The organism is Dyella humicola, from assembly GCF_026283945.1.
Taxonomy (GTDB): domain Bacteria; phylum Pseudomonadota; class Gammaproteobacteria; order Xanthomonadales; family Rhodanobacteraceae; genus Dyella; species Dyella humicola.
Genome location: NZ_JAPDPC010000001.1, coordinates 1,105,051 through 1,118,626 on the forward strand (window position 1 = coordinate 1,105,051; position 13,576 = coordinate 1,118,626).

General features: G+C 62.5%; 11 protein-coding genes. 2 read left to right on the forward strand and 9 right to left on the reverse strand.

The features are described 5' to 3' along the window. Positions 1 to 26: 26 nt before the first annotated feature. Entirely contained in the window at positions 27 to 1,715 is a 1,689-nt protein-coding gene (locus OUZ30_RS04760; RefSeq protein WP_266181038.1) for a tetratricopeptide repeat protein, read from the reverse strand. Between the two features lie 130 nt (positions 1,716 to 1,845). Next, entirely contained in the window at positions 1,846 to 2,874 is a 1,029-nt protein-coding gene (locus OUZ30_RS04765; protein ID WP_266181039.1) for a magnesium and cobalt transport protein CorA, read from the reverse strand. 113 nt (positions 2,875 to 2,987) lie between these two features. Between OUZ30_RS04765 and OUZ30_RS04770 the strand changes: the two genes are divergently transcribed. After that, positions 2,988 to 5,006 (forward strand): acyltransferase family protein, encoded by a 2,019-nt coding sequence (locus tag OUZ30_RS04770; protein ID WP_266181040.1) that lies wholly within the window; start codon positions 2,988 to 2,990, stop codon positions 5,004 to 5,006. Positions 5,007 to 5,024: 18 nt separating this feature from the next. On the opposite strand, the gene OUZ30_RS04775 is transcribed toward OUZ30_RS04770, so the two are convergent. The 6 genes from OUZ30_RS04775 to miaB form a co-directional block, all read right to left on the reverse strand. Continuing rightward, positions 5,025 to 6,263: a lipoprotein N-acyltransferase Lnb domain-containing protein gene (locus tag OUZ30_RS04775; protein WP_425601507.1), complete on the reverse strand. Its 1,239-nt coding sequence runs from the start codon at positions 6,261 to 6,263 to the stop codon at positions 5,025 to 5,027. Positions 6,264 to 6,283: 20 nt separating this feature from the next. Then, positions 6,284 to 7,132 carry a CorC family transporter gene (locus tag OUZ30_RS04780; RefSeq protein ID WP_266181042.1) on the reverse strand — a complete coding sequence of 283 codons (849 nt, stop codon included), beginning with the start codon at positions 7,130 to 7,132 and terminating at the stop codon, positions 6,284 to 6,286. Positions 7,133 to 7,359: 227 nt separating this feature from the next. Further along, positions 7,360 to 7,827: an rRNA maturation RNase YbeY gene (gene ybeY, locus OUZ30_RS04785; protein WP_266181043.1), complete on the reverse strand. Its 468-nt coding sequence runs from the start codon at positions 7,825 to 7,827 to the stop codon at positions 7,360 to 7,362. After that, a complete protein-coding gene (locus OUZ30_RS04790) occupies positions 7,824 to 8,810 on the reverse strand; it encodes a PhoH family protein (protein ID WP_266181044.1) in 987 nt (328 codons plus the stop codon). Before OUZ30_RS04790 ends, ybeY begins: the two co-directional genes overlap by 4 nt. Positions 8,811 to 8,822: 12 nt before the next feature. Further along, complete coding sequence (locus OUZ30_RS04795; RefSeq protein WP_266181045.1) at positions 8,823 to 9,317, reverse strand: GNAT family N-acetyltransferase; 495 nt, start codon at positions 9,315 to 9,317, stop codon at positions 8,823 to 8,825. After that, positions 9,314 to 10,666 carry a tRNA (N6-isopentenyl adenosine(37)-C2)-methylthiotransferase MiaB gene (gene miaB, locus OUZ30_RS04800; RefSeq protein ID WP_266181046.1) on the reverse strand — a complete coding sequence of 451 codons (1,353 nt, stop codon included), beginning with the start codon at positions 10,664 to 10,666 and terminating at the stop codon, positions 9,314 to 9,316. Before miaB ends, OUZ30_RS04795 begins: the two co-directional genes overlap by 4 nt. Before the next feature lie 409 nt (positions 10,667 to 11,075). Here miaB and OUZ30_RS04805 point away from each other — a divergent pair, with 409 nt between their 5' ends. Further along, positions 11,076 to 12,191: a lytic transglycosylase domain-containing protein gene (locus OUZ30_RS04805; protein ID WP_266181048.1), complete on the forward strand. Its 1,116-nt coding sequence runs from the start codon at positions 11,076 to 11,078 to the stop codon at positions 12,189 to 12,191. Between the two features lie 15 nt (positions 12,192 to 12,206). Here OUZ30_RS04805 and OUZ30_RS04810 read toward each other — a convergent pair whose 3' ends face one another. Continuing rightward, positions 12,207 to 13,397, reverse strand: coding sequence for a S1C family serine protease (locus tag OUZ30_RS04810; protein WP_266181049.1), 1,191 nt, complete (start codon positions 13,395 to 13,397; stop codon positions 12,207 to 12,209). Between the last annotated feature and the right edge of the window lie 179 nt (positions 13,398 to 13,576).

Genomic DNA, 13,576 nt, shown 5'->3' on the forward strand with positions numbered 1-13,576 from the left:
ATGCCTCAATGGCCGTCACAAACCTTCTATTGAGACGTCTGTTCTTGCTTGCCTTTAAGCGTGAGCGCCGTGGCCAGCGCAGTCTGCGACTGTGGATCGAGCGGATCCAGCGACACGGCTTTGCGAAGGGCTTGCTCGGCGTCTTGCAGTTGACCCTGCAGGATCAGCATTCGGCCGGTCGTGAGGTAATAGGTGTGCAGCAAGCCATTGTCCATTAGGAGCAAGGGCGACCGACTGGCCCTTGCCAATGCGGTATCCGCTCGCCCTGGGTCTCGGTCGTCGACGCTCAATTCGGCAATTTTTAGCATGCACTTTACGCAAGGATAGGGGTCGGCCAGCAACCGATCCCCCAGTTCGTGGGCCTCATTGTTGTCGCCACTCTTGATGTACGCATTCAGCAAGTTTTCCTTGGCTTGCCAAGATTGTGGGTTGATGGCCATCGCCCATCGCCACAAACTCGTGTCGTTCTTCCACATTGGCACGAAGACGCGGATATCGACGATGGAGAACATCAGCCAGAAGAGAAAGCCCGTTGTTAGTAGTGGGAGGGCCAGTCGCTGCTGCAAGACGTGAGTCTCAATGATGTGTGGAGCTCGTAGCAGAGGCAGCATGGAGCAGATGACGGCAAGAGCAGTCATTGCATAGCGCTCATGGTAGAGGCTGAGCTCGAAGGCTTGCGAGGCGATATGGAGCACGGGCAGCAGTGCGACGGTCGTCGCCATGACGATGCACCCTAACGGCGACCTGCGCTTAATCGCTGAGTAGAAACCTGCGACGACCACGGCAAGGGCCACGGTGGTGGTCAGCAGGGATGACAAGGTAACGAAGCCGAACTGCCGGGCATCGACAGGATGAATTGGGCTCATCCCGGCGATGGGCCAAAAAAACATCTTCCAATAGCGCAGATAAAGAAAGCAGATTTCCTGCAGACGGGCGAGCAGCGAGGCGGAGCTGCCTCCGAAGGGGTTCTCGATGGCCCCAAGTGCCCAGTGGCGGGCGGCCAAGTAGACGAAGCCGGCGAAAAGCATTCCCGCATACGCTAGCCAATTTCGACGGAGCAGGGTGCGAATCGCTGTCAGCGTGCTCTCGCCTTGCTTGCTCGCGAACAGCGCCCAGTCGAATACGACGATCAATAATGGGAATGCGACGGCGGATTCCTTGGTGCAAGCCGCCAGAAAGAAGATCGCCGTGAGAGCGACCGCCCGAGTGATATCACTTCGAACGTATGCGGTGGTGAGCAGGCCGAGCAACAACAACATGGTTGCAATGAGCTCGGCCTGGCAGCCGACCCATGCGATTGGCTCAATCAGCACCGGATGCAGACCGTAGAACAGCATGCAGCCTGCCGTCACCCATGTCAGCCGCTTGATGTCGCTTGTGACTGTCTTGCCGCAACGCCATGAAAGTAGGCCAACCAGGAGCGTAACAATCAGGTGCAGCCCTAACGAAACGGCATGCATTGGACCAGGCGTGCTATCAAATAGCCGTACCTGAAGCGTAAAGAACGCGACCGCTAGGGGTCTGAAGTAAAGCGTCCAGGCGTTGAAGTCTCGAAAGATGTAGTGCTTCCACTGGTCCCCCTGAGTGAGCCAGGGCTGGTCGTGGAAATTCGGCCAATCGTCCCAGACAAAGTCTGCGTGTATGACCGGCCAGTAGGCGATCGCAATCACGGCAATCACGACGCTTGCGATGCAGTAGATCAGCTTTTTTTGCATTTTTCCGACGCTTCTGGCGTGACTATGCGTGCCGTTCGACCCGGCCCTTGGCGTGCCCACCACTAATAGTGGAGCGTGCGGCACACCCAAGATGCCCCCTGAGAGCCTGATGTTAGGTGATTATCAGGGCCTAGAACCAGCGAGCGCGCTTGAGTCCGGCGTAGATTGAGACAACCAGCCCAATGACCAGGACAATCAGCACGGGGTATGCCCATGGCTGGTTGAGTTCGGGCATATGCGTGAAGTTCATGCCGTACCAACTGGTGAGCAGGGTGGGGGCGGCGAGCATGGCGGCCCAGCCGGCGAGCTTCTTCATCACCTCGTTCTGGCCGAACGTCACCAGCGAGAGGTTCACATTGATGGCGGCGGCGAGCATCTCGCGCATGGCGCTGATGGATTCGTTGACGCGGAACACATGATCGTAGACGTCGCGGAAATACGCGCGAAGTTCGTCCGGAATCAATTGCGGGTGCAGGCGCACGAGCTGGCTGATGATGTCCTGCATGGGGGCTACGGCAAGCCTAAGCGTCATCAGGTCGTGCTGCATGTCATACAGCCGCCTGATCGTGCTGCGCTTGAAGGTGTCGGAAAAGATGTCCTTTTCCAGCTCATGCAGTTCCTCGCGAAAGTCCTTCACGATCGGCAGCAGGTTGTCGACGATAAAGTCGAGCACGCCATACAGGCCATAGCTGGGGCCTAGCGCGAGCAGCTTGGGTGAATGCTCACAGTTGCGGCGCGCTGGTGCATAGGAAAGCGAGGCGCCATGGCGCACGGTGACCAGGTAGCGCGCACCCAGGAATACATGAGTCTCGCCGAAGGCGAGATGGCCACTCACCAGCTGTGCGGTCTGCACCACGACGAAAAGCGAGTCGCCGTAGGTCTCGATTTTGGTGCGCTGGTGAGCGTGCTGAGCGTCCTCGATCGCCAAGTCATGCAGATCGAACTCTTCCTGTAATTTGTCGAGCAGGGTTCCATCTGGCTCGTGCAGGCCCACCCACACAAAGGTGTCGGGCTCCTTCATTACTTCACTGATATCGTCAAGGCTGATGTCGCCAATGCGCTGGCCATCGAAGCGGTAGGCCACGCAATTGACAACCATCGAATTGCTGAGGGGGCTATCCGGCGGCGTGAGCGGATTGGGCAAAGGCATGGAAGGCATGATGCCCTTTCTCCGACCTTCAAGGCAATTTCGCCCTGGCAAATGCCGCAGGAGTGTGGGGACGATCGCAGGCGCTATCATCCATCATTCGAGGGTAGGGGGCGTTGCAATCCATGAGTACAGGTCATTACCGATTGGGGTATCGGGGCGACATCGAGGGGCTTCGTGCCGTCGCGATCTTGCTCGTGTTGGCTGCGCACGCCGGCGTGCCGTGGCTGGCTGGCGGCTATGTCGGCGTGGACGTCTTCTTCGTACTCTCCGGCTTCCTGATCACGGGCCTGCTGCTGCAGGAAGTCGCCGGCACGGGCCGTGTGGGCTTCGCAGATTTTTATCTGCGGCGCTTGCGGCGACTTATGCCTGCGCTGATCGTCATGATCGTGGCTACATCCCTGGTGGCCGCGGTGGTGCTGGCTCCCGGAGAGCAGCTCGCGCAGGCAAGAGCCGCCGCGATGGCTACCCTGTGGCTAAGCAACGTTCATTTCGCGCTCGCGCAGCTGGATTACTTTGCCGCGGGCGCGGACAGCAATCTGTTTCTGCATACGTGGTCGCTTGGGGTGGAGGAGCAGTTCTATCTGCTGTGGCCCGCGCTATTACTGTTGACGCTTGGTCGCAACCAGGGAATAGGGCGCATTGCTCGCCTGAAGGTGGTGATGGTCGGGGTCGCGCTGCTCAGCTTCGCGGCCTGCCTGGTACTCACACCGGGCTTCCCCCAATTGGCGTTCTACATGATGCCTATGCGCGCCTGGGAATTTGCCGCCGGTGCGCTGGTCTGGCTTTACTTCCGGCCAAAGGCGCGCGATGGCGTTGCTCCGAGTGCATTCGGTCCTGCGGCTACCGTCCGTTATTGGGCGGGGTGGTTGGGATTGGTTTTGGTAGTGGGCGTCGGGTTCGTGTTCAACGCCACCATGCCCTACCCGGGATGGCGAGCGCTGTTTCCCACCATCGGGGCGGCGGCCATTGTGGCGGCAGGTTTTGGCGGCGCCCCACAAGGCGTATCGAGGCTGCTCGCATGGCAGCCGCTGCAGGCGCTTGGGCGGGTGTCGTATGCATGGTATCTGTGGCACCGGCCTGTGCTGTTGCTCGGTCAGGCAATCACTGGTTCCCTTAGCCCCTGGGCTCGCGCTACCGAGATCCTCATTTCGCTGGGTCTCGCCGTACTCTCTTATCGGTATGTCGAATCGCCGATTCGCCATCAGACCTACTGGCTGAATCAGCGGCGAGTCACCTTGTTCGGATCGGTCATCGTCATGGTGTTGATCAACCTGTTGGCGATGCAATGGTTCACCACGGCGTCGGCCCGCATGGAGAGCCCGGAGTTGCAGCGTTATGCGAAGGCCCGCGTCGATGCGCCGGCTATTTACAACAAAGGTTGCGACGACTGGTATCGCAGCGATCAAGTACGCTTGTGTAACTTTGGTCCCGAACACGCAACGCATACGGCCGTCTTGATGGGTGACAGCATCGCCGGCCAGTGGTTTCCGGCGCTCGCCCGGATCTTTGATCGTCCGGATTGGCGTCTTGTCGTGTTGACCAAGTCTTCGTGCCCTATGGTGGACGAGCCGTTCTTCTACGAACGAATTGGGCGTGAGTACACCGAGTGTTCCACATGGCGTAGCCAAGCCCTTAAGCAAGTTGCGACGATGAGACCGGACGTGGTCGTGCTTGGTACGGTGTCGACGGACGGATTCACGCAGGCGCAATGGAAGGACGGAACCGTGCGTGTGCTCGGTGCTATCAGCGCTGCGTCCGATCACATCTACATCATGCGCAGTACGCCACATCTGCCCTTCGATGGCCCCAATTGTTTGGCAGATCATATGGGGCGTCCCGCGTGGCTAAGTTCATTGCTGGTGTGCGACGCCCCTGCGTCCGATGATCATGAGCAGCAGGTGTTCCAGTCGTTGCAACAGGCGGGCGCCCAATTCGCGAATGTACAAACCATCGACCTAAACGATCTGATCTGCCCTCTAGGACGCTGCAGTGCGGAGTTAAAGGGGGAAGTCGTCTTTCGGGATGCCCAGCACTTGACGGCGAGCTTTGCCAGATCACTTGGGCCTGAAATGGAACGGCGGATGGGTCTGACGGATGTCGCCGCCCGGCGAGCGAACGGTGACACAGCGGCGATTCGCTGAGGCCAGTCCTTTCGCTGGTTAGCGACGGCGTTGGCGAAGTGTCCACGCCAGCGCCAGCCAGCACGGCAGAGCAAACAGCAACCACGGTTGATTCTGTTGCACCACGCCGGGTAGCAGGTGCATCAGGACGGCGGCGAGCACGGCCAGCAACTGCAGCACGATCAGGCTATCGGTAAATCGAGATGTTTGCGCGCCGCGACGTGAGCGCCAAATGGCGCGCAGCAGTAGAAGGGCCAGCGGATTGAACAGCAGCAGGTTGGCGTTGGCCCAGGCCGAGTGGTGTGTGGTCAGCGTCCACAGTATCAACAGCGCGATGCCCACGAAACCGGCAAGCACCAGATAGAGCGAACCGAGCAGTGCATACACGGTCGGTGCGTAGCGTCGGGCCAGCACGAGCAGCGCGGCGAAGATCAAGCCGGCCAGCGCCAGCGGCAGGCGCAGATCCGGTGCGCTGTCAGGCGGCGGGGCGAGCCGATTCGGCGAGAGCACCTGCTCGTCCATCACCAAGGGGCGCATGCCGCCCTGGCCATCGGGAACTTTCACCTGGCGCAAGCTGGTCTGCAGCACCATCGGCAGGAAGCTCTCCTGCGAGGCGTTGAGCGGCTGATCCGCGTAGGGGCCAAGGCCCAGGTCGAGGATCAGCATCAGCCACGCCTGCTGACTCATCAGGCGCGCGGTCTGCTGTCGAAAAGTCATGTTGCCGGCGCGCGCTTCGAGCTGCGGTCTCAGCGTGCCACCCAGCGCTTTGTCCAGCGCATCGCGCACGCGGGTCGTGCAGTTGTCGGCGTAGTAGTCGTACTCGTAGCGCACGTTTTCCGGGCGCAGGTTCCACAACAGGAAGTCGCGCAAGTCGGCGGCCTGGGCCGGCGTGAACGCGAGTCTCTGGCGCGTTACCGAGCGGCCTACGTCGACGTAGTAGTGCTGGTCGACGTCGGACGGTGCAGCATCCATCAGGTAGTGCATGCGGCCGCGTGCGAAGTTGAACAGGAAGCCGCGTTCATCGAAGTCGAACACGCCGTAATTGAATGAGACGGCTTCACCGCTGACGTTGTCACGCAGTTCAATCGCGTCGTGGCCGAAGCGTTCCCAGTACGTTTCGCCGGGACCGTAGGTGATCAACGACACTTCGAGGTTGGCGCCCGGTGCGTCGGCGACACCCGCCCACGCAGGGGGCGACCAGCCCAGCAGGCAGCACAGCAGTAACGCGACGCCGGCCACGAATCGATGAAGTGCTTGAGGCGTCGCCGACGCCGGCATCCTGGCCAATGAACGCACGCTCACGCCTCCGGGCGCCGGACAACGCGGAACGCTTGCACGCGTCGGTCGTCTGCTTCGGTGACGTGGAAAAGATAGTCGCCGATGGCGATCTCCTCGCCGACTTCGGGCAGATGGCCAAACTCGGACGTACACATGCCGCCCACGGTATCGAATTCCTCGTCGGAGAATTGGGCGCCGGTCTGCTCGTTGAAATCAGCAATCGGCGTCAGCGCGCTGACGATCCAGCCACCGCCGGATTGCTCGTGCATGAGCGTGGGTTCTTCCTCGTCGTCGTGCTCATCGTCGATTTCGCCGACGATCTGCTCGAGCACGTCCTCGATGGTGATGAGGCCGGCGACGCCGCCGTACTCGTCCACCACCAGCGCCATGTGGTTGCGCGTATGGCGAAACTCCGCCAGCAGCACGTTCAGGCGCATCGATTCGGGAATCAGCGAGGCAGGTCGCAGCACGCTGCCGATGTCGAAATGGTCGCCGTTGCCGACAAACTTCAGCAGATCCTTGGCCAACAGGATGCCAAGGATGTCGTCCTTGTCTTCGCCGTGAACGGGGAAGCGGGAGTGGCCCGATTCCACGACGGTGTCGAGGATCTCGCGCAACGGGGCCTCGGCGGAAAGCATCACGATCTGGGTGCGCGGGACCATGGCATCGTCCACGCTCAGCTCGGTGACCTTGATGGCACCCTCGACCATGGTCAGGGTGTCGTTGGACATCAGGCCGTTGGCCTGGGCGGCGCGCAGCTCGTCGATGAGCTCCTTCCGATTGCGCGGTTCGCCAGAAAACATGTGGCCCAGTCGATCCCACCACTTGCGGTGAGCCGGGCCGCTGGTACTGCCAGGGTCCTCGTTCATTACTCTTGCGGATGCAGCCCATGGTCGGGCGGAAACATCAGTCTAGCGGAAAATTCGTGACGATTCAGAGCGCTGGCCCTTCGGCTATTCCCTTCCCCCTGGGGAGCTAGGGGAGGGTTAGGGGCGGTCTTGCGACGGGGCCGGTTCTAGGCCGCTTTGTTGAAGCTTTCCCGCGAGCACCCGCCCCTCACCTCGGCCCTCTCCCCGGGGGGAGAGGAGGAACGGCATCAGGCTTCGTAGGGATTGGCAATGCCCAGCCCGGCCAGGATGCGTGTCTCCAACGCTTCCATCGCCTCGGCTTCGGCGTCCTCAATATGGTCGTAGCCCAGCAGGTGCAGCACGCCGTGGACCGTCATATGGGCCCAGTGGTCGCGGGCGGCCTTGCCCTGTTCGGCGGCCTCGCGGGCGACGACGGGGGCGCAGATGGCCATGTCGCCGATCAGCGGCAGGGTGACGCCGGGTGGCAGTTCGACGGGGAAGGACAGCACGTTGGTGGCGTAATCCCGGCCGCGATACTCGCGATTGAGCGTGCGGCCTTCGTCGGTGTCAACGATGCGAATGGATAGTTCGGTGGCCTTGCGGCGCTTGGCGCCGCGAAGGGCGGCTTCCGTCCAGCGACGAAAGCTGGATGGCGCGGGCACACCCAGCCGGCGCGCCCCGTAGCCGACAGCAAGAGTCAGCGTTGGACCGCTCATTTGGACTGATCCTCGGACGCCTGCTCGAACGCTTCATAAGCGCGCACGATCTTCGCCACCAGGGGGTGGCGCACCACATCGCGCGAGGTAAAGAACGTGAAGCTGATGCCTTCCACGCCGCGCAGCACTTCGACGGCGTGGCGCAGGCCCGAGCGTACGCTGCGGGGCAGGTCGATCTGGCTGACGTCCCCGGTGATGACCGCCACCGAACCAAAGCCGATGCGCGTGAGGAACATCTTCATCTGCTCGACCGTGGTGTTCTGCGCTTCGTCGAGAATCACGTAAGAGTCATTCAGTGTGCGACCGCGCATATAGGCGAGCGGCGCGATCTCGATCACGTTGCGCTCGATCAGCTTGGCCACCTTTTCGAAGCCGAGCATCTCGTATAACGCGTCATACAGCGGGCGCAGGTACGGGTCGACCTTCTGGCTGAGGTCGCCAGGCAGGAAGCCCAGCTTCTCGCCGGCTTCCACCGCGGGGCGTACCAGCAACAGGCGCTGTACGCGATTGGCTTCCAGCGCCTCCACCGCACTGGCCACCGCAAGATAGGTCTTGCCGGTACCGGCCGGGCCGACGCCAAAGCTGATGTCGTGCGTGGTGATGGCGTGCAGGTAACGCGCCTGGTTCGGGCCGCGTCCCTTGATGAAGCCGCGCTTCACCTTGATGTTCACTTCCTGCGCGCTTTCGGCGGCATCATTGATGATGGCGTCGATACCGGATTCGGCGAGGTGCAGATTGATCTTGGCGCCGTTGAGCGACTCGCGTTCGGTGACGTTATAGAGCGCGCGCATCACTTTTTCGGTGGCACGTGCCGCATCGTCTTCGCCGATCACCTGGAACAGGTTGCCACGATGGCCGATCTCCACGCCGAGGCGCAATTCGATCTGGCGCAGGTGTTCGTCGAACGGACCACAGAGATTCGCAAGCCTGGCGTTGTCTTCCGGATCGAGGGAGAAGTCGCGTTGATTGAGGCCGTTGGTCATAAGAAGTGTGCGTTACAGATGTCGGTGCATCACGTAGACATCGGTCGGGCCATGCGCCACGTGGCGGAAAGCGCCCGGCACCTGTCCGACGATGCGGAAACCGTGGCGCTGCCATAGGCGCACCGCGGCGGTGTTGGTGGAGACTACAAAGTTGAACTGCATGGCGGTGAAGCCGGCGTCGCGGGCCTGCGTCATCGAATGTTCGCACATGGCCGAGGCGACGCCTTGGCCTCGTGCGGCGGGCGACACCATGTAGCCGGCGTTGGCGACATGGTCACCGAGGCCGGGCTGGTTCGGCTTGAGCATGTAGCAGCCGAGCACCAGGCGGCCGCGCTCGGCGACGAAGCACTGGCTGGGTGGCGTGGTCCACCAGTCGCGCGCCTGTTCGAACGTCAGGTCCGGCGGGTAGCTATAAGTATCGCCGGCCACCACGATACTGCGGAACAGAGGCCACACCAGCGCAAATTCGTCTGCGCCGATTTCGCGAACCGAGAGCGGCGCAGTCACGATGCCAGGGCGATGGTGTCGTTAGCGAGTTTCACGCGACCGCGCAGCGAGTTGCTCATGGCTTCGGTAATCACCACGTCGACGAACTGGCCGATCATGCGTGCGCTGCCGGGGAAATTTACATAGCGCATGTTCTCGGTGCGACCGCTTAACTCGTTGGGGTCCCTGCGACTCGGCTTTTCCACCAACACGCGTTGCACCGTGCCGACCATCGCCTCGTTGATCTTGCGGGCGTTTTCGTTGAGCGTGGCCTGCAGCCGGGCGAGGCGCGTGTGCTTCACGTCCGACGGCGTGTCGTCCGCGAGGTTGGCGGCTGGCGTGCCTGGGCGCGAAGAGAAGATAAAGGAGAAGCTCTGGTCGAAGCCGATGTCGTCGATCAGCTTCATGGTCTTTTCAAAATCGTCGTCCGTCTCGCCGGGGAAGCCGACGATGAAGTCCGAAGAGACGCAGATGTCCGGGCGCACGGCGCGCAGCTTGCGGATCTTCTGCTTGAACTCCAGCGCCGTGTAACCGCGCTTCATCGCGGTGAGGATGCGGTCCGAACCGGCCTGCACAGGAAGATGCAGGAAGTTCGCCAGCTGCGGCACGTTGGCGTAGGCCTCGATCAGCGAGTCGGAGAACTCCAGCGGATGCGAAGTCGTGAAGCGGATGCGGCCGATGCCTTCGATTTGCGCGATGGCATGAATCAGTACGGCGAGGTCGGCGATGCCGCCGTCATGCGTAGGGCCCCGATAGGCGTTGACGTTCTGGCCCAACAGGTTCACTTCGCGAACGCCCTGCGCGGCCAGCTGCGCCACTTCGACGATCACGTCGTCGAACGGGCGGCTGATCTCTTCGCCGCGGGTGTAGGGCACCACGCAGTAGGAGCAGTACTTGGAGCAACCTTCCATGATGGAGACGAACGCGGTGGGGCCTTCGGCGCGCGGCTCGGGCAAGCGGTCGAACTTCTCGATCTCCGGGAAGCTGATGTCCACCTGGGGTTTGCCGCTGGCGCGCTGGGCCTCGATCAACTGCGGCAGGCGGTGCAAGGTCTGCGGTCCGAACACCAGGTCGACGTACGGCGCGCGTTTGATGATGTCCTGGCCTTCCTGCGAAGCCACGCAGCCGCCCACGCCGATCAGCACCGGCTTGCCGCCCTGCTTATGTTCTTTCCAGCGACCCAGTTGGCTGAACACCTTTTCCTGGGCCTTCTCGCGGATCGAACAGGTATTGATCAGGATCACGTCCGCCTCGGACTCGTCCTGGGTCAATTCCAGGCCGTGCGAGGCCTTGAGTACATCGGCCATCTTGGCCGAGTCGTACTCGTTCATCTGGCAGCCGTGGGTTTTGATGAAAAGCTTGCCGGTCATGGGCTTCGGTACCGTTATTTCTATGGGCCGCAGGAGAGGGCGCCGAACCGCGTAGTTTACGCGCCCGAGTGGGTGCCCGCCACCCGAACGGCCGAGCCGGATCAAGCACTTGCGCATCCGCGAGCCGGCTTGCACGTGACGTCAGGCCTGGGGCCTGTTCTCGATCGGCATGGTGCGTGCCATGCGGATGGCGTGAACAGGCCCTTGAGTTTGTCCTGCCGCACGAATTGGCCGTGTCGTGCTTGGCGCGAGGCATCCGTGGAGGCACACTGCCGGCCAGGCCTGTCGCCGGCCGAAGCGGCGCGCAGGGGGGTAGGGAAGGGGGATCTATGTGGGTGCGTGGCTGGGTAACCGCGGTAACCCAAGGGGCGGGCTGCGAGAGCGGGGCGGCTCCGGGTGGACCGGCGCGATGCCTGTTGGGCAGCGCGTGACCGGATGTTTCGCCTTGCCGGTGGGGCGTCCTGCCCTGCGGTGGATGGTCGCGGCTTGCCTGTTGGCGGCTGGCCTGCTTGGATTTGCGGCGCGCGCCCATGCTGGCGCGCTGTATCGCTGCACCGGCGCCTCGGGCGAAGTCGTCTTCAGCAGCGGTACGGCCGGTTACCACGACTGCAGCCGCATCGGCGGCTCACCCGACGCGGTGCGCAGCAAATCGCGACCCAAGGCACCGCCCGCTTCACTGACCGAGGTGCAGGGCTCGGTCGAAACCTCGGCGCGGGTCGCACCCGAGCGTGCCGTCGCCAAGCCGGTGATGGCATCGCTGGCGCAGATCGAGGGCACGGTAGAAACGACAGCTCGCCTGCCCCTTCCTTCAACGCCCACTGGCAAGCCGGGGCAGTGGAGCTATGCCGACACCAGTCCGGCTACCAGCCGTTCCGCACCCGCCACACCGGTGGCCGATGTCTCCGCTGGCGGCGACCGGGTGCTGCGTGGCGCGGTCTATCGCGTCACTCGCCGCGATGGCAGCGTGGAGTACACCAATGTGCGTCCTGCTGGACAGCAGGACCACTCGGTAACCATGTTGTTCAGCTATATCGCGACCTGTGTGGCCTGCAATCTGCATTCGAACATCCGCTGGGACTCGGTGGCGCTCAACGTTACCGCCTATGCCGATGTGATCCAGCTGGCGAGCCAGGAGTCCGGTGTGGATGAGGCCTTTCTGCGCGCCATCATCCATGCCGAAAGCGCGTTCAATCCACGCGCGATGTCGCTCAAGGGTGCCCAGGGCCTGATGCAGCTGATGCCTGGTACGGCGCTCGACATGGGCGTGCGCGACGCGTTCGACACTGCGCAGAACATTCGCGGCGGTGCGCGCTACCTGGGACTGCTGCTGCGTACGTTCAGTGGCAACGAGCGGCTGGCTGCTGCGGCCTACAACGCTGGCCCCGCGGCCGTGCAACGCTACAACGGCGTACCGCCGTACGCCGAAACGCAGGTTTATGTGGAGCGTGTCGGCACCTTGCGCAAACGCTACGGTCTGGCCATGCGACCGCCGGCAGGACGTACGCCGGTCGTCGCCGGCATCTAGCTCCTGCTCACGATCTCAGCCATCCAGTGAGGCGGTCGGCGTCATTGGCGGCCGCTGCGCCAGGATCACTTCCGCATGGAACGGCGAGCCATTGCGCAGGCCCGATACCTCGACCTTGCTACCCGGCTTGAGAGCCGCCTCGTGCCGACGCAGGTCGGCCGGGTCGGCGATATCGTCCGAGCCGATGCGCAGCAGGATGTCGTGGGGCTGGATGCCGGCCTGGGCGGCAGGGCCGCCAGGATAGATGTCGGTGACCTGGGCGCCGCGGGCGGCGGCGGGAAGGCCGCTGTCTGCGGCGATCGGAACGAACGTGTAGTCCGCGCCCATCCATCCGCGTACGACATGGCCCGTGTCGATGATCTGGTCGAGCACTTTCTTGGCGCTGCTGACGGGAATGGCGAAGCCGATGCCCTCGGCATTGGCCGCCTTGCCAATCAGCAGCGTATTGATGCCGACCAGCTCGCCCTCGGAGTTGACCAGGGCGCCGCCAGAGTTACCCAGGTTGATCGCCGCGTCCGTCTGGATGAAGTCCTCCGGACTGGCGCTGCTCAATTGGCGGCCGATGGCGCTGACAATGCCCATGGTCACGGTCTGGTTGAGGCCCAAGGGGTTGCCAATGGCCAACACCACATCGCCGGTGCGCACGGGTTGGCGGTCGGCGATATGGATGACCGGCAGGTTGCTTGCATCGATCTTCAGTACCGCCAGGTCGGTCTCCACGTCGGCCCCCACCACCTTGGCCTTGGCGACGCGGCCGTCGTAAAGCAGCACCTGGATGTCGTCGGCGTTGGCGATCACATGATTATTGGTGAGCACATAGCCCTGGCTGCTGACGATGACGCCCGAGCCCAGGCTCTGCTCGCGCCGCTTGTAGGCGGGCCCCGCCGGGCGACCGCCGAAGAGACGTTGCAGCACCGGGTCCGTATACATCTGCACGGCCTGCTCGGTGACCATCTTGTTGGCATAAATGTTCACCACGGAAGGAGCGGCGCGCTTTACCGCGTCTGCATAGGACGCGGGGCCCGCGACACGTTCGGCTGGCGCGGAGGTGGAGGAGGAGGTCTCGATTTCGGTCGGACTCAATCCGAAATGCGTGCGCAGGCGATGGCCGACACCGGGCCATATCAAGCTGATCACGAACGCAGCCGCAAGCCCGATCACGACGAAGCGGGCGATGAAGGCGAGTGTGCCTGCGGCATGTTTCATGTCGTTATGCGTTTCTTGGCAAGGCGTTAGGATGGGTTGTGCGTGGAAGCGACAGACCCGGCGGCTTTATTGTACGAGTCAGGCCCTGACGCTACACTAACGCGTTTTTTGTGGGAGCCAGATTCTGCTGGCACTTGCGAAGCGGGTCGTCCCGGAAACAGGGGGGGACGCAGGGTGAC